Source organism: Streptomyces sp. NPDC048415 (assembly GCF_040651675.1).
GTDB lineage: Bacteria > Actinomycetota > Actinomycetes > Streptomycetales > Streptomycetaceae > Streptomyces.
In genome coordinates, this window is record NZ_JBEZKJ010000055.1 from 1 (window position 1) to 18451 (window position 18451).

The following is an 18451-nucleotide window of genomic DNA, read 5'->3' on the forward strand; positions in this document are numbered from 1 at the left end:
GCTCTGCCCCCCAGACCCCCCTTGTCGCGCTTCGCGCTCGTCCTCAAACGCCGGACGGGCTCGATCACAGCGCCTGGGGGTACGTGAAGAAGCGGTTCGGGTCGTACTGGTGCTTGAGGGCCGTGAGGCGGGTGGCGGCGTCGCCGTAGTAGGCCTTGCGCCAGTTGGTGAGGGTGGGGTCGGTGTAGTTCTGGTACGCGGCGCCCGAGGCGTGGCGGGACATGGCGTTGTGGGCGGTGGTCAGCCAGGACTGGGCGGTGGTGCCGGACGTGCCCGCCTGCCAGGAGGCGATGTACTGGGCGAGCATCCGGGAACGCCGGTGCACGAAGGCCGTGGAGGTGGGGGCCACGCGGTTGACCGCGCCGCCCAGCGCCGTGAGCGCGATGCTTCCCGCGCCGCCCCGGACCGCTGATATCTGGTTCAGGAGTGTCTGGATGCCCGCCGCCGATATCGAGCGGTCGAAGAAGTCCGAGCGGGCCGCGTAGGTCTCACGGCCGAGTGCGCCCTGCGCACTGCGGCCCGGCGTCGAGCCCGGAAGGTGGCATTGGGCGTCCGTCGAGAAGGACGAGCAGCCCGCGTAGACCTCCATCGACTCCTCGTACGAGCGCTTCTTGAGGGAGACGCTGCGCGCGGGGGAGCCGATCCGGTCGGCCAGGCGGTCCACGGCGTTCTGGAGTTCGCCGTACGTGCCGAGGGAGAAGGCGGCGACGGAGACGGTGGGAGTGCCGCCCGCCGCGTTCGCGAGGTGGCACGAGGACCAGATCTCGTCGGGCTGGTCCGGGCCCCACTCCTGCCAGGCCTTCATCACGGCGGCGGCCTTGGCCCAGGGCCAGCTCATGTACGCGGAGACGGCCTGCGGCGCCGGATGGGTCCTGAAGCGCAGTTCGGTGACGACGCCGAAGTTGCCGTTGCCGGCGCCGCGCAGCGCCCAGAACAGGTCCTTGTTCTCGGTGGCGTTCGCGGTGAGTTGTCTACCGTCCGCCGTGATCAGGGTCGCCTGGGTCAGGCTGTCGCACGTCAGGCCGTACGCCCGTGACACCACCCCGTGGCCGCCGCCGAGAGTCAGCCCGGAGACGCCCACGGTGGGGCAGGAACCGGCGGGTATGGTGACGCCCTTCGCGGCCAGCGCGCGGTAGACGTCGATCAGCTTGGAACCGGCGCCCACGACCGCCTCGTTGGCGCTCGCCCGGATCTTGTTCAGCTTGGAGACGTCGATGACCAGACGGCCGTCCCCGGAGGACCAACCGGCGTAGGAGTGGCCGCCGTTGCGGATCGACACCTTGACGCCGTGGGCGCGGGCGTACTCCATCGTGGTGCGGATGTCGTCCGCGTGGGCGACGTACGCGACGGCGGCGGGCTTCAGGCTGTCGAAGCGGGTGTTGTAGAGCTGGTGGGCGGCCGGCCAGGTGTGGTCGCCGGGGCGGACGAGAGCGCCGTCCAGCTGCCTGGACAGGGCCGCCCAGTTCGCCGCGGCGCGGACGCTGGTGGTCGCCGTGCGTATCGGCGTGCCCGTCGTCTCGGTGGCGGCGGAGGCCTTGGTGCCCCCGCTGTCGCTGCCGTTGCACGCGGACGTCGCCGCCGCGAGTGCGGCGGTGACTCCGCCGATGAACATACGCCGTTGCATGTGCGCCTCCCCTGGGTTCCGTGGAACGAGACGGACACCCGGGCCCAAGGGTTCCATGCGCGAAAGCCACAGAACTGCTACAGCGACGAGAGTCACAGAGGTGCGCGGGCGGAGGCGTGAAAGAACCCATTCCGCCGTGGATTACCCCCCGTGGCCCTCCGCGTCCGCGCGGGCCAGGCTGCGGGCTCGGCGGGCCGGGCCCCTCCAGCCGCAGGTGCAGCGGGCCACGCAGAAGCGGCCCTGTTCGACCGTCGTCGTGCGATGTTGCGGGGAGGAGCCGGTCTCGTCCTGGTGCGCCACGCCGACAACGTTACCCAAGGCAAGTGAACGGGATGCCGCCGCGTGACGGGCGCCCCTACTCGTCGTTAACCGGAACGACAGGGAGGGCCCGGACGGACCGGCTGGGGGTCGGCAGGCGATGGTGGCGCAGGAGGAAGGGCAAAGAAGGAGCGGCCGGCTCGTCGTCTTGGCCGTGGCGGCGGGGCTGCTGGCCTGTACCTGTGCCACGGGGTGCTCCGGCGGCGGGGCCGCCGCCGAGGACGCCCGCGCCAGGTCCGATTCCGTCGAGGTGCTGCACCACGCCGCCGCCACGTTGGCGCACGCGGGCAGCGCGAAGGCCCGTACGTCCATGGAGATGGCCACCGGAGGAACGCGGGTCACCATCCGGGGGCAGGGCGTGTACGACTTCAGGAAGCAGACCGGGCAGTTCAAGGTGCTGCTGCCGGAGGACCCGGCCGGTACGGACGAGCACCGGCCGATCACCGAACTCCTCACCCCGGGCGCCCTGTTCATGAAGAACCGCGGCGCCGGCGTGCCCGACGACAAGTGGGTCCGCGTCGACACGGCAGGCCTCTCCGACGGAAACCTGGTGACGGGCGGCGCCACCGACCCGTACGCGGCGGCGGAGTTGCTGCGCGGGGCGCGGACGGCGACGTACGTGGGCAGGACGGAAGTCGCCGGGACTCCGGTGCGGCACTATCGCGGGACCGCCGATCTGGACATCGCGGCGAGCAGTGCGTCGAAGGGGCAGCGGTCGGCGCTGAGGGCGGCGGCGAAAGGGTTCGCCACCGCCGAAGTGCCGTTCGACGCCTACCTCGACGACCAGGGGCGGCTGCGCAAGGTCCGCCACCGGTTCAGTTTTGTCAACGGGCTGCGGAAGGGCACCGTCGCGGTCGCCTCGACGACCTTGCTGTACGACTTCGGGGCCCCCGCCGACGTACGGCTTCCGGCGCGCGGTGACATCTACGCCGGGAAGATCGCGGAGCAGTAGCTTCCCGGGAGAGGCTGGAAATGGCCCTTCCGTGCCATGCGCGGTGTGTAGGCCGCTCCCTACTCTAGGAGTCGGTGACGGCAGGAAGAGGTGATGTACGTGGCTCCGGTCGGCGGTACGGCAGTTCAGGACCACGTGGCCCTCGCCGAGATCGAGCTGTGCGGTGACCTGATCATCGCGGCCTCGGCCGCCCTTGAGGACCGGCTCAGTCTTGAGAGCATCGACGAGGTGCTGAGAGTGGCCGAAGAGCGTTCCCGTGACCGGGGTGGGGAGCAGTAGGCAGCCGGGCCGGGGTCACGTACGGAGCAGTCGGCCGATCGCCTTTGTCGCTTCCTCCACCTTGGCGTCGATCTCGTCGCCGCCCTTGAGGGCCGCGTCCGCGACGCAGTGGCGCAGGTGCTCCTCGAGGAGCTGGAGGGCGAAGGACTGCAGGGCCTTCGTGGACGCGGACACCTGGGTGAGTATGTCGATGCAGTAGACGTCCTCGTCGACCATTCGCTGCAGACCCCGGATCTGGCCCTCGATACGGCGCAGGCGCTTGAGGTGCTCGTCCTTCTGCTTGTGATAGCCGTGGACACCGCGGTCGTGGTCCGTCACGATTTCCTGGGCATCTCCGGCTTCGGAAGGCGTCGTCGCGCCGGCCTCGGTGGTCGTCATGGCGTCCTCCCGCTATCTCATACCCCTGGTGGGTATATGGTATCGAACTTTGCTGGGTATACGGCCCTTGCTCGATGCCGGGACCGGACCCCGTGCTGATCACTGTGCTCGATGGGCGACACTGGGGGACGGCCCATTAGCCGTGGCCGGATGATGCGCCTAGCATCAGCCTGACCTGACCGAAGCACCCCGAGGACCCCAAGTGCGCTTTCGTCTGACCCCCAGGGAGACGAGCTTCTACGACATGTTCTCCGCCTCCGCGGACAACATCGTCACGGGCTCGAAACTCCTGATGGAACTGCTCGGGGCGGACGCCTCCGCCCGGGCCGAGATCGCAGAGCGTATGCGGGCCGCGGAACACGCCGGTGACGATGCGACGCACGCGATCTTCCACCAGCTGAACTCCTCCTTCATCACGCCGTTCGACCGCGAGGACATCTATAACCTGGCCTCATCCCTCGACGACATCATGGACTTCATGGAGGAGGCCGTCGACCTGGTCGTGCTGTATCAGGTCGAGGAGCTGCCCAAGGGTGTGGAGCAGCAGATCGAGGTGCTGGCGCGCGCGGCCGAGCTGACCGCGGAGGCCATGCCGAACCTGCGGACCATGGACAACCTCACCGAGTACTGGATCGAGGTCAACCGCCTGGAGAACCAGGCCGACCAGATCCACCGCAAGCTGCTCGCCCAGCTCTTCAACGGCAAGTACGACGCCATGGACGTGCTGAAGCTCAAGCAGATCGTGGATGTGCTGGAGGAAGCGGCCGACGCGTTCGAGCATGTGGCGAACACGGTGGAGACCATCGCCGTCAAGGAGTCCTGACTTCTTCATGGACACCTTCGCGCTGGTCGTGACCATCCTGGTCGCGCTCGGATTCACGTACACCAACGGCTTTCACGACTCGGCGAACGCCATCGCCACGTCGGTGTCCACGCGGGCGCTGACCCCGCGGGCCGCGCTTGCCATGGCCGCGGTGATGAACCTCGCCGGTGCCTTCCTCGGCAGCGGGGTCGCGCAGACCGTCAGCAAGGGGATCATTCAGACACCCGCGGGCGGCAAGGGGATGGGGATTCTCTTCGCTGCGCTCATCGGGGCGATCGTCTGGAACCTCGTCACCTGGTACTTCGGGCTTCCGTCCTCCTCTTCGCACGCGCTGTTCGGCGGCATGGTGGGGGCGGCGCTCGCGGGCGGTACGGATGTCATCTGGACCGGCGTTCTCGACAAGATCGTCATCCCGATGTTCCTGTCGCCGGTCGTCGGTCTGATCGTCGGCTATCTGGTGATGTGCGCGATCATGTGGCTGTTCCGCAGGTCCAATCCGCACAAGGCCAAGCGGGGGTTCCGTATCGCGCAGACGGTGTCGGCGGCCGGGATGGCGCTCGGGCACGGTCTTCAGGACGCGCAGAAGACGATGGGCATCGTGGTGATGGCGCTCGTCATCGGCGACGTCCAGGGGGCCGACGATCCGATCCCGGTGTGGGTGAAGATCATCTGTGCCGTGATGCTGTCGCTGGGGACGTACGCGGGTGGCTGGCGCATCATGCGGACGCTCGGACGGAAGATCATCGAGCTTGATCCGCCGCAGGGGTTCGCCGCCGAGACGACGGGGGCGTCGATCATGTTCGCCACGGCGTTCCTCTTCAAGGCGCCGATCTCCACGACGCATGTCATCACCTCCGCCATCATGGGCGTCGGCGCGACGAAGCGGGTGAACGCCGTGCGGTGGGGTGTCGCCAAGAACATCGTCCTGGGCTGGTTCATCACGATGCCGGCCGCCGCGATCGTCGCCGCCGCCAGCTTCTGGGTCGTGGATCTGGCGTTCCTGTAGGGGCGGGGTGCGGGTGGCTGGGTGCGGGTCAGGCGGTTTCGCCCCCTCCGCCCTTGCCCGTCCCTCCTTGGGGGGCTCCGCCCCCACACCCCCGCTCCTCAAACGCCGGAGGGGCTGAAATACAACGGCGTAGGGCTGAAATGCAACGCCGTAGCGGCTGAAATAGAAATGAGCGGGCCCGCCCCCGGGAGCCAGGGGCGGGCCCTTCTCGTCCTCGCGGTGGCACCGCCATGCAGCACCGCGAGGGGTTTGGGGGAGGCGGTCCGCTCAGCCGAAGCGGCCGGAGATGTAGTCCTCCGTGGCCTGGACCGACGGGTTGGAGAAGATGCGCTCCGTGTCGTCGATCTCGATGAGCCGGCCGGGCTGCCCGACCGCCGACAGGTTGAAGAACGCCGTGCGGTCGGAGACGCGGGCCGCCTGCTGCATGTTGTGCGTCACGATGACGATCGTGAAGCGCTCCTTGAGCTCACCGATCAGGTCCTCGATGGCGAGCGTGGAGATCGGGTCCAGGGCCGAGCAGGGCTCGTCCATCAGCAGGACCTGGGGCTCCACCGCGATCGCCCGCGCGATGCACAGCCGCTGCTGCTGACCGCCGGACAGGCCCGAGCCGGGCTTGTTCAGGCGGTCCTTGACCTCGTTCCAGAGGTTCGCGCCCTTGAGGGACTTCTCGACGACGTCGTTCAGCTCGGACTTCTTGTACGAACCGTTCAGGCGCAGGCCCGCCGCCACGTTGTCGAAGATGGACATCGTGGGGAAGGGGTTGGGGCGCTGGAAGACCATGCCGATCGTGCGGCGCACCGCGACGGGGTCTATGCCCTGCCCGTACAGGTCCTCGTCGTCCAGGAGCACCTTGCCCTCGACGCGGCCGCCGGGGGTCACCTCGTGCATCCGGTTCAGGGTGCGCAGGAAGGTCGACTTGCCGCAGCCGGAGGGGCCGATGAAGGCCGTCACCGAGCGGGGCTCGACCGTCATCGAGATGTCTTCGATCGCCTTGTGGGCGCTGTAGTAGGCGGTGAGACCGCTTACGTCGATTCGCTTGGCCATGTCAATCACTGCTTCTTTCGCAAAGTTTCAGGTCGCTGATTGGCCGCGTCAGCGGCCCGTCTTGGGGGCCTTCCAGCGCGCGATGCCGCGCGCCGCCAGGTTGAGGATCATGACGAAGGCGATGAGGGCGAGTGCCGCCGCCCAGGCCCGGTCGTAGGCCGCGCCGGAACCGGCGCTGTTCGCGTACTGCTGGTAGATGTACAGCGGCAGCGAGGCCTGCGGGTCCGAGAACGGGTTGGTGTTGATGAAGTTGGTGCCCCACACCAACAGCAGCACAGGAGCGGTCTCACCGGTGATGCGCGCGACCGCGAGCATCACACCCGTGGTGATACCACCGATGGAGGTCGGCAGAACCACCTTGATGATGGTGCGCCACTTCGGGACGCCCAGCGCGAGGGAGGCCTCACGCAGCTCGTTCGGTACGAGCTTGAGCATCTCCTCCGTGGAACGGACCACCACGGGCATCATCAGGATCGACAGGGCGAGCGAGCCGGCGAAGCCGGAGTAGCCCATGTCCAGGATCAGGATCCAGAAGCTGAGGACGAACAGACCGGCGACGATCGACGGGATGCCCGTCATGACGTCGACGAAGAAGGTGACGGCCTTGGCGAGCTTGCCGCGCCCGTACTCGACCAGGTAGATCGCGGTGAGCACGCCGACCGGCACGGCGATCAGGGCGGCGATGCCGACCTGCTCCAGGGTGCCGATGATCGCGTGGTAGATGCCGCCACCGGTCTCGGTGTCGGCGACCACACCCATGGAGTGGGTCAGGAAGTAGACGTCGAAGACCTTCGTACCGCGCTTGACGGTCTCCCAGATCAGGGAGGCCAGCGGGACGACGGCGACCAGGAAGCAGACCCAGACGAGACTGGTCGCGACGCGGTCCTTGGCCTGACGGCGGCCCTCGACGCGCGCGGCGATGCCGTACGTACCGAGGACGAAGAGGATCGCGGCGATCAGGCCCCACTGGACCTTGCTGTCGAGGCCCGCGCCCAGGCCGATGCCCACGGCGACGGCGACGGCGCCCGCGGCGATCGCCCACGGGGACCACTTCGGGAGGCTGGCGCCGCGCAGCGAGCTGGGGCGCTTGTCGGTGACGGGTGCGGTGCTCATGCGTTGGCCCCCGAGTACTCCTTGCGGCTGTTGATGATCATCCGCGCCGCACCGTTGACCAGCAAAGTGATGACGAACAGAACGAGACCGGAGGCGATCAGCGCGTCCTGGCCGAGCGGGGTGGCCTCGCTGAACTTGCTCGCGATGTTCTGCGCGAAGGTGCCGCCGCCCGGGTCGAGCAGGCTGGCGTGGATCTCGAAGGTCGGGGAGAGGACCGTGGCGACGGCCATCGTCTCGCCGAGCGCGCGGCCGAGGCCCAGCATCGAGGCGGAGATCACGCCGGAGCGCCCGAAGGGCAGCACCGACATGCGGATGACCTCCCAGCGCGTGGCGCCGAGGGCCAGCGCGGCCTCCTCGTGCATCTGCGGGACCTGCCGGAAGACCTCACGGCTCACGTTGGTGATGATCGGCAGAATCATGATCGCGAGCAGGATGCCGACGGTGAGCATCGAGCGGGGCGCGCCGCCCTGCCACTCGAAGATGCCGGTCCAGCCGAGGTAGTGGTCGAGCCAGCCGAAGAGGCCGTTCATGTGCGGTACGAGGACGAGGGCGCCCCAGAGGCCGTACACGATGGACGGGACGGCGGCGAGCAGGTCGATCACGAACGCGATGGGGCCGCCGAGCTTGCGCGGCGCGTAGTGCGTGATGAACAGGGCGATGCCGACGGCGACCGGGACCGCGAGGGCCATGGCGATGACCGCGGAGACCACCGTGCCGAAGGCCAGGACCGCGATGCCGAAGGAGGCCGGTTCGAGGTTGGTGTTCCACTCGAACGTGGTGAGGAAGTTGCCGTGGTCCTTGCTGATCGCGTTGGCGGCGCGATAGGTGAGGAAGGCCGCGATGGAGGCCATGATCACCAGCAGGAAGATGCCGGAGCCGCGCGAGAGACCGAGGAAGATCCGGTCTCCGGGGCGGGTGGCGCCGCGACCGGCGCGCTTCTGCTCGGCCACGGAAGGCTGGGGGGTGGGGGGAGGCGCTTCAGTGTTCTGTGTCGATATGTCCATCAGGATTCTCCGGTCTGCGGAGCCGTAAGGGGTGGCGGCTCCAGGCGGCGGTGCACCGGACGGTGCGGCCCGCCTCGGTGAGGCGGGCCGCACACTCAGGTCAGCTCAGGTTCGAGACAGTCGTGCGGACCTTGGAGATGATCTCGGCGGGGATCGGCGCGTACTTGGCGTCGGTCAGCAGCTTCTGACCGTCCTCGCTCGCGATGTAGGTGAGGAAGGACTTGGTGGCGGCCAGGGTGTCGGCCTTGTTGCCCTTCTCGCACACGATCTCGTAGGTGACCAGGGTGAGCGGGTAGGCGCCCTCCTCGGTCGGCTTGTAGTTCAGGGACAGCGACAGGTCGCTGCCGGTGCCGGCGACCTTGGCGGTCGAGATGGCCTTGGTGGCGTTCTCGACGCTGGCCTTGACCGGGGTGGCGGCGCCCGTCTTGAGGTCGACGGTGCTGATGCCGTCGGCGGCGTACGAGAGCTCGAAGTACGAGATCGCGCCCGCGGTCTGCTTCACCTGCTGGGCGAGGCCGGAGGAGCCCTGGGCGGACTGGCCGCCCTTGGCCTGCCAGGCCTTGCCGCCGGAGTAGGTCCAGTCGGACGGGGCGACGGCCTTCAGGTACTTGGTGAAGTTGTCCGTGGTGCCGGAGTCGTCCGAGCGGTGGAACGTCTGGATCTTGGTGCTGGGGAGCTTGGCGCTCGGGTTCAGCTTCGCGATCGCCGCGTCGTTCCACTTCGTGATCTTGCCGTTGAAGATCTTGGCGAGAGTGGAGGCGTCCAGGGTGAGGTTGTCCACGCCCGGCAGGTTGTAGCCGATCGCGATGGGGCCGCCGACCATGGGCAGGTCGATGGCCGCGTTGCCGCCGCACGCCTTCTTGGCGGCGGTGACCTCTTCGGGCTTCAGCGGGGAGTCCGAACCGGCGAACGCGGTCTGGCCCTGCGTGAACGCGGTGACACCGGCACCCGAACCCGTCGGGTTGTAGTTGATCTGCACGTTCTTGCAGGCCGCGGTGAACTGCTTCACCCAGGCGTCGATCGCGTTCTTCTGAGCGGAAGAGCCGGAGGCCTGCAGCTGCCCCTTGGCGTTGTCGCACTTGATGGCGCTGTTGTTGCTGGCCGTGGCCGAGCTGCCGCCACCGTTGCTCTTGCCGGTGTCGTCCGAGCCGCACGCCGTGAGGGCCAGGGCGCCGGAGACGGCGACAGCACCGAGCGAGAGGGCGCGAAGCCGGTTCGTGCGCTGAAGCTTCACTTTCGGGAGTTCCTTCCAGGAGCCGCCGTCTGGTGGCGGCGTGCGAGGGTCGGTGTAACGCGGAAGCCACATCCAAGAGGCGCTCCGCACCGGGTAAGGCCGAAAGTAGGCAGAACAGGTGAAGGCGCCGAAGGGCGTAAGTGAACGGGGGGTGAACCCCTGAGGGCGGTGCGGTGAGGTAACGGAACGCTTACGTCGAGGACACGGGGACATTCCATTATTTGTGACTGGTTGCGCGGTTCGCCGCGCCCTTGACGGGGTGCCGGTCTCAGGCCGTGTGCAAGGTGCTCAGCAAGGCGTTCACCAGGGTGCGGTCCGGTGGATGAGTCAGGCAGCGGCGGGCGTTTGTGGGGGAAAGCCACATTATGCGGTCCACCTCGCGGTTCGGCCGGAAAACGCCGTCCGTCGCCTCGGCCGCCCAGTAACGGACCTCCTTGAGCCGGCCGCCGACGAGATAGCGGAGGGTGGGGAGAGCGGCGCCCGGGACAGCGACGTACCCCGTCTCCTCCGCGACCTCGCGGATCGCCCCGGCAAGGGGGTCCTCGCCGCGTTTCAGCTTGCCCTTCGGGTGCGACCAGTCGTCGTACTTCGGCCGATGGACGAGACAGATCTCCAGCTCGCCGCCGACCGGCGAACGGCGCCACAGGACGCAGCCCGCCGCGTGGATGGTGTCGTCGGCCATGGGGCCTCCCTCACGGGGTGCGTACGGCTTCCTTCTGCCAGGCCTGGTGGAACGCGAACCGTGCCGCCTCGACCTCGTGCCGCTGGTCGGCGTGGAGCACACCGAGCGCGTACGCGGTGGCCGGCGCGATACGCGGGGTGCGCGCCGCGGACGCCGCGGCCGACGCCGCCTCCGACGCGTCCCGGTGCCGGTTGAGGGCCTGGCCCGCGCCGAGGAGTCGTACGTCGACGGGGTCGTCCCCGACGTAGAGCACCTCGCGGGCGTAGCGGTGCAGCCGGAGCAGCAGGCGGACCTGGTGCCAGGGGGCGTCCTGCGGATGGGGCGCGGTGTCGGCGGAGAGGCCGTGCACGAGGGCCTCCGCGTTGTAGGGGTGACCCGCGGTGACCAGCGGCAGCGCGGTGACGGCGTCGGTGAGCCGGTCCTGCGCGGCGGCGGCCAGTGGGCGCAGGTCGATCGCGCTCGCCGCCGGGGTGAGCGGGACCTCGCTGGCGAGGACGGCGACGCTGTCGGCGACGGCGTGGAAGCGGGAGGAACCCAGCGCCTGGAGAGCTGCCGAGTGAGCCCTTGTACGGGCGAGGGTGAGCTGGCGGTCCAGGAGGGCGCCCGCTTTCGCGGCGCCCACGGTCAGGTTGCCGGACGGTTGAGTACGTGAGCCGGCCGGTTCCGCTGACTGCCCCTGTGCGGGGAAGGCGGCTGACCCCGAGAGCCGGTTCAGCGCCCCCAGCAGCCGCTCCAACCGCCCTCCGTACGCGTGTTCCCTGGCCAGCGTGCCCGACAGCCAGGCCAGTTCCGGGCGCATGCTCTCCGACCAGTCCGCGTCCAGCAGGGGACGGAAGGTGTGGAGGCTGCCGCTGATGCGGCGGGCCGAGCGGCGCAGGGCCCGGGCCGCGTCGACGGACTCCTGGGAGCCGTTCTCCACCGCTCGCGGCTTCGTCCGGACGGGGGGACCCCCGTCGCCACCGGTCTCCCGGTGCTGGCGCAGCGCACGGAGGAACTCCGTTGCCTGGGTCCGCAGATAGCCCGCGAGGGCGTCACCGCAGACCGGCCCGGCTGTGGGGTCGGTGGGGGGATCAAGGTGCTGCTGTGCCACGCCGGCGCCTCCGGGCGTCTATGAGCATCTCCTGGACGTTCCGCAGGGGCTGGCCGTCCGCGTCGGTCGCGTGCCGGGTCCACTCGCCGTCGGGGCCGAGGTGCCAGGAGGCGGTGGTGTCGGACATGCCGGTCTCGAGGAGCCGGTTGAGGGCTGCCCGGTGAGCGGGGTCGGTGACCCTGACGAGGGCCTCGATCCGCCGGTCGAGGTTGCGGTGCATCATGTCGGCGCTGCCGATCCACACCTCGGGTTCGCCGCCGTTTCCGAAGCCGAAGACGCGGGAGTGCTCGAGGAAGCGGCCGAGGACGGAGCGGACCCGGATGTTTTCGGACAGGCCCGTGACGCCGGGGCGGACCGCGCAGATCCCGCGCACCCACACGTCGACGGGCACCCCGGCCTGCGAGGCGCGGTACAGCGCGTCGATGATCGCCTCGTCCACCATCGAGTTGACCTTGATGCGGACATGGGCGGGGCGTCCGGCGTTGTGGTGCTGGACTTCCTTGTTGATCCGCGAGATCAGGCCGTCGCGCAGGGACTTGGGGGCGACCAGGAGCCGGCGGTAGGTCTCCCGGCGCGAGTAGCCCGACAGCCGGTTGAAGAGGTCGGAGAGGTCCGCGCCGACCTGCGGATCGGCGGTGAGCAGCCCCAGGTCCTCGTACAGGCGGGCGGTCTTCGGGTGGTAGTTGCCCGTGCCGACGTGGGAGTAGCGGCGCAGGGTGTCGCCCTCCTGCCGTACGACGAGCGACAGCTTGCAGTGCGTCTTCAGGCCGACCAGCCCGTACACCACATGGCAGCCGGATTCCTCGAGCTTCCTGGCCCACTTGATGTTGGCCTGCTCGTCGAAGCGGGCCTTGATCTCGACGAGGACGAGGACCTGCTTGCCCGACTCGGCGGCGTCTATCAGCGCGTCCACGATGGGCGAGTCGCCCGACGTGCGGTACAGCGTCTGCTTGATGGCGAGCACATCCGGGTCGGACGCGGCCTGCTCCAGGAACGCCTGCACGGAGGTGGAGAAGGAGTCGTACGGGTGGTGCAGCAGGACGTCGCGCTCACTCAGGGCGGCGAAGATGTCGGGCGCGGACGCCGACTCGACCTCCGCGAGATCGCGGTGGGTGCCCGCGATGAACTTGGGGTACTTCAGCTCGGGCCGGTCCAGGCCGCCTATGCCGAAGAGGCCCGTGAGGTCCAGGGGACCCGGCAGCGGGTACACCTCGGCCTCGGAGATCTTCAACTCCCGTACCAGCAGGTCGAGTACGTACCGGTCGATGGACTCCTCGACCTCCAGGCGCACCGGCGGCCCGAAGCGGCGCCGCATGAGCTCCTTCTCCAGCGCCTGGAGCAGGTTCTCGGCGTCGTCCTCCTCGACTTCCAGGTCCTCGTTCCGGGTGAGACGGAAGGTGTGGTGCTCCAACACCTCCATACCCGGGAACAGCTCCTCCAGGTGGGCCGCGATCACATCCTCGATGGGGACGTAACGGTTCGGCGAGGCCTCCAGGAAGCGGGAGAGCAGCGGCGGGACCTTGACGCGCGCGAAGTGCCGGTGGCCGGAGACGGGGTTGCGGACCACGACGGCCAGGTTGAGCGAGAGACCCGAGATGTACGGGAAGGGGTGCGCGGGGTCGACCGCCAGCGGGGTCAGCACCGGGAAGATCTGGTGCCGGAACAGCGTGAAGAGGCGGGCCTGCTCCTTCTCCGTCAGCTCGCTCCAGCGGACCAGGTGGACGCCCTCCTCCGCGAGCGCGGGGGCGACGTCCTCCTGGTAGCAGGCCGCGTGCCGGGCCATGAGCTCGCGCGAGCGGGCCCAGATCATCTCCAGGACCTCGCGGGGCTGCAGCCCGGACGCGGACTTGGTGGCCACGCCGGTCGCGATACGGCGCTTCAGACCCGCCACCCGGACCATGAAGAACTCGTCCAGGTTGCTGGCGAAGATCGCCAGGAAGTTGGCGCGCTCCAGGAGCGGGGTGTCCGGGTCCTCGGCGAGTTCGAGGACCCGCTCGTTGAACGCCAGCCAGCTGCGTTCCCGGTCCAGGAACCGGCCCTGCGGCAGGGTGACGCCGTCCTGCACCGTGTCCTCGTACGCGTCGAGATCGGCATCGAGGTCGGGCTCGAGGTCGGAGACGTTCGCCGCCACCGTGTGCGGGCGGTGGGCGGTCAGGGAGCCGACGGAGGGCTGCGGGTGCTGGACCGGTGCCTGGGCGCTGGGCTGGTTCATGGAGCCATTCTTCCGCGCCGGGAGCGGGACCGGCGCGTCGGAGAGGGCGGGGGGCAGCGCCGCGAGGCGGATGTTCCCGTTCCGAGCGGCGCGGGTGGGCGTCCTCGCCGTAGTCGGCGAGGACTCGTTCTCCGACGACGGCTCCTGGTCCGGCGGAGGCGACGGCTCGGGCACGGCGGGCTTCATTGCTTGAGCGTCGCAAGGTCACCTGAATCGATGGTTACGGCGACATGACGTGCGGGACACCGAGGGGCGGCTCCCGGACGTCGGCCACGTCCGGGAGCCGTGTACGCACCCACCCCCGCGGGATGCCTACCGATCAGGGGGTACGGCGGCGCAGCAGCTGGTTCAGCGCGGCCCGTCCGGTGACCGTGTCCGCGGGCCGCAGGCTCGGCCGGTACTGGTCGAGGACGTCGTAGAGGGCCAGCATCGCGACGAAGGCCACGCCCGCCGCGGGCAGGGCCTTCCCGATGACCAGGCCCGCGAGCGCGCCGAGGGCGAGCCCGGCGAGGACGTGGGCAACGGCGGCCGGCCTGGTGGAGACGAAGGTGCCCGAGCTGTACCAGTCGCCGACGAGGCCCACGGTGGCGAGCAGTGCGGCGCCCCAGAGCAGCGGGGCCGTGCGGTGCAGGCGCAGGACACTCCAGGGCAGGCCCTGGACGGCGGGTGCGCTCATACGGCGCCTCCCTTCACGACGGTGCCGGTCCGGCGCTCGAGCACCCGGAAGGCGACGAGGACCACCACGGCCGTGACGGCGAGGGTGAGGGCGGTAGCCGTGAGCTGGAGAGGCCAGTAGTGGGAGTAGGGGTGCATGTCGCTGTAGAAGCGCACGATGTGCTGTTCGTCGAGCGTGGCGCGACAGTCCTTGGTGGCGGTCCAGTACTCGGCGCAGTCGGGGACCGGCACGTGGGCACCGCTGGAGGTGACCGCGCCGTAGGAGACGACGGGGCCGCCGAACCACGGGCCGTCCTCGAGGGAGGTGGTCACCGTGACGGTCGGCCAGAAGTACCCGCGAAACCAGCTGAGCCCGAAGCCCACGGCCGCGGTGAGCGCGACGGTGGCGGCCAGCGCGGGCAGCGAGCGGCGCAGCAGCAGGCCTGTGAGGACGCCCGCGGCCAGCCCGAAGAGGGTCAGGGCGACGGTGGTCGGGCCGTTGGCCTGGAAGACCAGGATGTCGTTCCAGCCCAGGACGTCGGCGCGGCGGCCCTCGGCCCACAGCAGGTGGTGCAGCAGCACCAGGAGGGAGGTGCCCGCCGTGAGGAGGGTGGCCGGGACGACCAGGGTGGCGGCGAGCCAGCGGGCGGGACTCAGCGACTGGGTCCAGGCGAGCTGCGCCGTGCCGGTCTCCAGCTCGCGGCCGGTCAGCGTGGCGCCGGCCCACGCGGCGACGAGCAGGGGCAGGAAGGTCACGACGTACGAGGCGTAGTGCAGGACGTCCTTGTAGGCGAGGTACGCGTCCTGGTCGTACGAGCAGGAGTAGTCGCACGCCTTGAGGCGCTGGTACGCGGCGGCCGCCGGCTGCGCGAGCCATCCGTAGCCCCACACCATGAGGACCAGGGCGGCGAGGACCACTCCTGTCCAGAGGAACAGTGCGGGGCGGTGCAGCCGCAGGATCGTGCGCGCCGTGGCGAACGGGGCGGGCGCCGCCCGGCGGCCGGTGGCGGTGAGGGCGGTCATACGGCGGGCTCCTGGGCCAGGGTGCGGGCGGGGTCGAGGATCAGCGCGGGCGCTTCGGGGTTGCGCAGGTGTGCCAGGAGCAGTTCCTCCAGCGAGGGCGCGGTGGCGCGGGCGCCTGTGGGCAGCGGGCCCCGCGGGCGTATCAGGGCGGTCAACTGGCGCCCCGTCGTGCGGGATTCGACCACCGTGTGCGGGGCGAGATCGCGGACAGGGCCGGTGGTCAGGGTGTGCGCGGCCAGCACGTCGTCCAGGTCGCCGGCGAGGCGCACCCGGCCGCCGCCGATCAGCAGCAGGTAGTCGCAGCAGCCCTCCAGTTCGGCGACGACGTGCGAGGACATCACGACCGTCGTGCCGTACTGGGCGGCCTCGGCCATCAGCACGCCCATCAGCTCGTGCCGGGCGAGCGGGTCCAGGTCGGCCATCGGTTCGTCCAGGAGCAGGAGTTCGGCCCGTTTGCCGAGCGCGAGGGCGAGTGCGACGCGGGTGCGCTGGCCGCCGGAGAGGGAGCGGATCCTCGCCTTCGGGTCCAGGCCGCCGGCCTCGTAGGTGACCCGCTCGGCGACCGAGGCGTCCCAGCGGGCCGGGTTGAGATCCTGGCCCAGGCGCAGTGTGGCGGCGACCGTGAGCTGCGGATACAGGGGCTTGTCCTGGGCGACGTACGCGACGCGCTCGCGGGCGGTCGCCGGGTCGGTGCCGAGCACGGTGAGAGAGCCCTCGGTGGGGGCGAGCAGTCCGGCCGCGTGGGCCAGCAGGGTCGACTTGCCCGCGCCGTTCGGGCCGACGACCGCGCAGACCCGTCCGGTGGGCAGCCGGAAGGAACAGTCGCGCAGCGCCCAGCCCCCTCGCCGCCCGAACCGCTTGCCCAGCGCGGCCGCCTCGATGGCGGTGTCGGTCATTCCTGGTCTCCCTTGAACTGTTCATCGAGTACGGCGGTGAAGAGTGCCGCCACGTCGTCGTGGTCGAGCCCGGCCTCGCGGGCCCTGGCCGCCCAGGCGTCCAGCTCGGCACGGAGCGGCGAGTCGGCAGGGGTGGCGCCCAGCGAGCGCTTCACGAAGGTGCCGAGGCCGCGCCGGGCCTCGACCAGGCCCTCGCGCTCCAGCTCCCGGTAGGCCTTCAGGACGGTGTTCGGATTGATCGCGGTGGCCTCCACCACCTCGCGGGCCGTGGGGAGCTTGTCGCCCGGCTCCAGCAGGCCCAGGCGCAGAGCCTGTTTGGTCTGCTGGACGATCTGGACGTAGGTGGCGACACCGCTGCGCCGGTCGATGCGGTACTCGACCACTCGGACAATCACCCTTTCACTAATTGAGTAGTGAAAGGGTGGTGCAAGATGGTGGCCGGAGTCAAGAGAGATTCGCGGCGGGCGTCCGCGATGTGTGGGGCTTTGAGATTCGTGGGCCGATGTGTGAACCGATCGGCCGGGCTCGTCCGATGAGGGTGTGTGAGGGAAACGAGAAGCGACGGGGAGCTGCTGCGGGCCATCGCGGCGGACGGGGACCGTCGCGCCTTCGAGGAGCTGTACCGGCGGTATGCGCCGTGGCTGACCGCCCGGCTGCGCGGCCGGTGCGCGGACGCCGGGGTGGTCGACGACGTCGTCCAGGAGACGTTCCTCGCCGTATGGCGCGGCACGGCTCGCTACCGCGAGGAGGGCGACGCGGCCGGCTGGCTGTGGCGCATCGGCTCGCGCCGGCTGGTCGACGCGCTGCGCGGCGACGGGGCGCGCGGCCGCATGCGGCAGGCGCTGGCCCGCCTGCGACACCGCGACGAGGCCTCCGCGGAGGAGCGGGTCCTCGCCGGGGTCGAGCACGGCGACCTCGCGGGCGCGCTGACCAGGCTCTCGCCCGAACTCCGGGCGGTCCTGCAGGCCACGGTGATCGACGGGCTCAGCACCCGGGAAGCGGCCGTCCTGCTCGGCATTCCGCCGGGCACGGTCAAGACGCGGGCACTGCGTGCGCGCAAGCAGCTGCGGGAGGCGTTGGCATGAGCGGTGACAGTCGTACGACGTGGCATGTGCCGCAGGAGGACCTCCGGGCGTATGCGCAAGGGGAGTTGGCCCCACCGATGCTGTGGTCCGCCGACACCCACCTCGCCGCGTGCGCGCGCTGCCGGGAGGCGCTGGCCGCGGTGAGCGATCCGCTCGCGCTGGACGCGGGATGGGAGCGGCTCGACGCCGAGCTGGACGTCCCGCGACCGGGCCTCGTCGAGTCGCTGCTGGTGCGGATCGGCGTCGCCGATCACACGGCGCGGCTGCTCGCGGCCACCCCCGTGCTGCGCGCCTCCTGGCTGGGCGCGGTCGTCGCCGTCCTGATGATGACCGTGGTGGCGGCCTACTCCATGCGGGTCGCGACCTCGCCCAGCTTGTTCCTGGCCCTCGCACCGCTGCTCCCGCTCGCCGGGGTCGCGCTGTCGTACGGGCCCGCGCTCGATCCCACCTATGAGATGGCGGTCGTCTCACCGACCCACGGCTTCCGGCTGCTGATGATCCGTACGGTCGCGGTGCTGACCGTCGGTCTGGGTCTGAACGGCCTCGCGACCCTCGCCCTGCCCTCCTACGGTCTGCGCGCGCTGGCCTGGCTGCTGCCCGCGCTCGCCCTCACCGGGACCGGGCTCGCACTGACCCCCCGGCTGGGGCCCGTCCTCGCGCCCTCCCTGGTGGGCGGCGCCTGGGTCGCGCTGCTGGTCGCGGCGCAGGCGACGGCCGAGGGCCACGGGACGCTCGCCCCGTTCACTGCGGCGGGCCAGGGCGTCGCCGCGGCGGTAGCGGCCCTCGCCACTGGCCTGCTCTATCTCGTACGGGACCGGTTCGACGCGTCCCGCCTCCCCTTCACCGACTTCTCCGAGGGAGGCGCCGGATGACCGCTGCGCCGGCCCGGCCTTCCGGCAGGGCGTGCTGTATGACCGCCGCGCCGGCCCGGCCTTCCGACAGGGCGTGCTGTATGACCGCCGCGCCCGCCCGGCCTCCCGACAGGGCGTGCTGTACGACCGCCGCGCCCGCCCGGCCTTCCAACAAGGCGTGCT

21 protein-coding genes are annotated in these 18451 nt (G+C 70.2%); 7 read left to right on the forward strand and 14 right to left on the reverse strand.

Annotated features, from left to right (window positions below):
* Positions 1-64: 64 nt before the first annotated feature.
* Positions 65-1624, reverse strand: coding sequence for an FAD-binding oxidoreductase (locus tag AB0D27_RS29295; RefSeq protein WP_362514909.1), 1560 nt, complete (start codon positions 1622-1624; stop codon positions 65-67).
* 141 nt (positions 1625-1765) lie between these two features.
* Positions 1766-1924: a hypothetical protein gene (locus tag AB0D27_RS29300; protein WP_362514911.1), complete on the reverse strand. Its 159-nt coding sequence runs from the start codon at positions 1922-1924 to the stop codon at positions 1766-1768.
* Between the two features lie 118 nt (positions 1925-2042).
* Here AB0D27_RS29300 and AB0D27_RS29305 point away from each other — a divergent pair, with 118 nt between their 5' ends.
* A complete protein-coding gene (locus AB0D27_RS29305; protein ID WP_362514913.1) occupies positions 2043-2894 on the forward strand; it encodes a hypothetical protein in 852 nt (283 codons plus the stop codon).
* 93 nt (positions 2895-2987) lie between these two features.
* A complete protein-coding gene (locus tag AB0D27_RS29310) occupies positions 2988-3173 on the forward strand; it encodes a hypothetical protein (RefSeq protein WP_362514915.1) in 186 nt (61 codons plus the stop codon).
* Between the two features lie 15 nt (positions 3174-3188).
* On the opposite strand, the gene AB0D27_RS29315 is transcribed toward AB0D27_RS29310, so the two are convergent.
* Positions 3189-3551, reverse strand: coding sequence for a metal-sensitive transcriptional regulator (locus AB0D27_RS29315; protein ID WP_362514917.1), 363 nt, complete (start codon positions 3549-3551; stop codon positions 3189-3191).
* Positions 3552-3753: 202 nt separating this feature from the next.
* Between AB0D27_RS29315 and AB0D27_RS29320 the strand changes: the two genes are divergently transcribed.
* Positions 3754-4374, forward strand: a complete 621-nt coding sequence (locus AB0D27_RS29320; RefSeq protein WP_362514919.1) for a DUF47 family protein — start codon at positions 3754-3756, stop codon at positions 4372-4374.
* 7 nt (positions 4375-4381) lie between these two features.
* Positions 4382-5380 (forward strand): inorganic phosphate transporter, encoded by a 999-nt coding sequence (locus tag AB0D27_RS29325; protein ID WP_362514920.1) that lies wholly within the window; start codon positions 4382-4384, stop codon positions 5378-5380.
* Between the two features lie 267 nt (positions 5381-5647).
* On the opposite strand, the gene pstB is transcribed toward AB0D27_RS29325, so the two are convergent.
* The 7 genes from pstB to AB0D27_RS29360 form a co-directional block, all read right to left on the reverse strand.
* The gene (gene pstB / locus AB0D27_RS29330) at positions 5648-6424 is read right to left on the reverse strand and encodes a phosphate ABC transporter ATP-binding protein PstB (protein ID WP_362514921.1); all 777 of its coding nucleotides are present in this window, start codon (positions 6422-6424) and stop codon (positions 5648-5650) included.
* A gap of 48 nt (positions 6425-6472) precedes the next feature.
* Entirely contained in the window at positions 6473-7537 is a 1065-nt protein-coding gene (pstA, locus tag AB0D27_RS29335) for a phosphate ABC transporter permease PstA (protein ID WP_362514923.1), read from the reverse strand.
* Positions 7534-8541 carry a phosphate ABC transporter permease subunit PstC gene (gene pstC, locus AB0D27_RS29340; protein ID WP_362514924.1) on the reverse strand — a complete coding sequence of 336 codons (1008 nt, stop codon included), beginning with the start codon at positions 8539-8541 and terminating at the stop codon, positions 7534-7536. The genes pstA and pstC overlap by 4 nt, the downstream gene beginning before the upstream one ends.
* Before the next feature lie 100 nt (positions 8542-8641).
* Positions 8642-9775, reverse strand: a complete 1134-nt coding sequence (pstS, locus tag AB0D27_RS29345) for a phosphate ABC transporter substrate-binding protein PstS (RefSeq protein ID WP_362514926.1) — start codon at positions 9773-9775, stop codon at positions 8642-8644.
* Between the two features lie 268 nt (positions 9776-10043).
* The gene (locus AB0D27_RS29350) at positions 10044-10457 is read right to left on the reverse strand and encodes an NUDIX hydrolase (protein ID WP_362514927.1); all 414 of its coding nucleotides are present in this window, start codon (positions 10455-10457) and stop codon (positions 10044-10046) included.
* A 10-nt stretch (positions 10458-10467) separates the two neighbouring features.
* Positions 10468-11547, reverse strand: a complete 1080-nt coding sequence (locus AB0D27_RS29355) for a CHAD domain-containing protein (RefSeq protein ID WP_362514929.1) — start codon at positions 11545-11547, stop codon at positions 10468-10470.
* Positions 11528-13759 carry an RNA degradosome polyphosphate kinase gene (locus tag AB0D27_RS29360; protein ID WP_362514931.1) on the reverse strand — a complete coding sequence of 744 codons (2232 nt, stop codon included), beginning with the start codon at positions 13757-13759 and terminating at the stop codon, positions 11528-11530. Before AB0D27_RS29360 ends, AB0D27_RS29355 begins: the two co-directional genes overlap by 20 nt.
* A gap of 70 nt (positions 13760-13829) precedes the next feature.
* Between AB0D27_RS29360 and AB0D27_RS29365 the strand changes: the two genes are divergently transcribed.
* Positions 13830-13952: a hypothetical protein gene (locus AB0D27_RS29365; protein ID WP_362514932.1), complete on the forward strand. Its 123-nt coding sequence runs from the start codon at positions 13830-13832 to the stop codon at positions 13950-13952.
* Between the two features lie 126 nt (positions 13953-14078).
* Here the strand turns inward: AB0D27_RS29365 and AB0D27_RS29370 are convergent, their stop codons facing one another.
* Genes AB0D27_RS29370 through AB0D27_RS29385 form a run of 4 tightly spaced genes read right to left on the reverse strand, consistent with a single transcriptional unit; the run spans position 14079 to position 16715 of the window.
* Positions 14079-14435 (reverse strand): hypothetical protein, encoded by a 357-nt coding sequence (locus AB0D27_RS29370; protein ID WP_362514934.1) that lies wholly within the window; start codon positions 14433-14435, stop codon positions 14079-14081.
* Positions 14432-15436 (reverse strand): ABC transporter permease, encoded by a 1005-nt coding sequence (locus AB0D27_RS29375; RefSeq protein ID WP_362514935.1) that lies wholly within the window; start codon positions 15434-15436, stop codon positions 14432-14434. Before AB0D27_RS29375 ends, AB0D27_RS29370 begins: the two co-directional genes overlap by 4 nt.
* A complete protein-coding gene (locus AB0D27_RS29380) occupies positions 15433-16332 on the reverse strand; it encodes an ABC transporter ATP-binding protein (protein ID WP_362514937.1) in 900 nt (299 codons plus the stop codon). Before AB0D27_RS29380 ends, AB0D27_RS29375 begins: the two co-directional genes overlap by 4 nt.
* Entirely contained in the window at positions 16329-16715 is a 387-nt protein-coding gene (locus tag AB0D27_RS29385) for a GntR family transcriptional regulator (RefSeq protein WP_362514994.1), read from the reverse strand. The genes AB0D27_RS29380 and AB0D27_RS29385 overlap by 4 nt, the downstream gene beginning before the upstream one ends.
* 159 nt (positions 16716-16874) lie before the next feature.
* Here AB0D27_RS29385 and AB0D27_RS29390 point away from each other — a divergent pair, with 159 nt between their 5' ends.
* Positions 16875-17417 (forward strand): RNA polymerase sigma factor, encoded by a 543-nt coding sequence (locus AB0D27_RS29390; RefSeq protein WP_362514938.1) that lies wholly within the window; start codon positions 16875-16877, stop codon positions 17415-17417.
* A complete protein-coding gene (locus AB0D27_RS29395; RefSeq protein ID WP_362514939.1) occupies positions 17414-18289 on the forward strand; it encodes a zf-HC2 domain-containing protein in 876 nt (291 codons plus the stop codon). Before AB0D27_RS29390 ends, AB0D27_RS29395 begins: the two co-directional genes overlap by 4 nt.
* Positions 18290-18451: the final 162 nt, after the last annotated feature.

What these genes read in the sequence shown, in the direction of transcription:
- AB0D27_RS29295 (WP_362514909.1), bottom strand. Translation starts at nt 1,624, where the DNA reads ATGCAACGGCGTATGTTCATCGGCGGAGTCACCGCCGCACTCGCGGCG.
- AB0D27_RS29305 (WP_362514913.1), top strand. Translation starts at nt 2,043, where the DNA reads ATGGTGGCGCAGGAGGAAGGGCAAAGAAGGAGCGGCCGGCTCGTCGTC.
- AB0D27_RS29310 (WP_362514915.1), top strand. Translation starts at nt 2,988, where the DNA reads ATGTACGTGGCTCCGGTCGGCGGTACGGCAGTTCAGGACCACGTGGCC.
- AB0D27_RS29315 (WP_362514917.1), bottom strand. Translation starts at nt 3,551, where the DNA reads ATGACGACCACCGAGGCCGGCGCGACGACGCCTTCCGAAGCCGGAGAT.
- AB0D27_RS29325 (WP_362514920.1), top strand. Translation starts at nt 4,382, where the DNA reads ATGGACACCTTCGCGCTGGTCGTGACCATCCTGGTCGCGCTCGGATTC.
- pstB (WP_362514921.1), bottom strand. Translation starts at nt 6,424, where the DNA reads ATGGCCAAGCGAATCGACGTAAGCGGTCTCACCGCCTACTACAGCGCC.
- pstA (WP_362514923.1), bottom strand. Translation starts at nt 7,537, where the DNA reads ATGAGCACCGCACCCGTCACCGACAAGCGCCCCAGCTCGCTGCGCGGC.
- pstC (WP_362514924.1), bottom strand. Translation starts at nt 8,541, where the DNA reads ATGGACATATCGACACAGAACACTGAAGCGCCTCCCCCCACCCCCCAG.
- AB0D27_RS29350 (WP_362514927.1), bottom strand. Translation starts at nt 10,457, where the DNA reads ATGGCCGACGACACCATCCACGCGGCGGGCTGCGTCCTGTGGCGCCGT.
- AB0D27_RS29360 (WP_362514931.1), bottom strand. Translation starts at nt 13,759, where the DNA reads ATGAACCAGCCCAGCGCCCAGGCACCGGTCCAGCACCCGCAGCCCTCC.
- AB0D27_RS29365 (WP_362514932.1), top strand. Translation starts at nt 13,830, where the DNA reads ATGTTCCCGTTCCGAGCGGCGCGGGTGGGCGTCCTCGCCGTAGTCGGC.
- AB0D27_RS29370 (WP_362514934.1), bottom strand. Translation starts at nt 14,435, where the DNA reads ATGAGCGCACCCGCCGTCCAGGGCCTGCCCTGGAGTGTCCTGCGCCTG.
- AB0D27_RS29375 (WP_362514935.1), bottom strand. Translation starts at nt 15,436, where the DNA reads ATGACCGCCCTCACCGCCACCGGCCGCCGGGCGGCGCCCGCCCCGTTC.
- AB0D27_RS29380 (WP_362514937.1), bottom strand. Translation starts at nt 16,332, where the DNA reads ATGACCGACACCGCCATCGAGGCGGCCGCGCTGGGCAAGCGGTTCGGG.
- AB0D27_RS29395 (WP_362514939.1), top strand. Translation starts at nt 17,414, where the DNA reads ATGAGCGGTGACAGTCGTACGACGTGGCATGTGCCGCAGGAGGACCTC.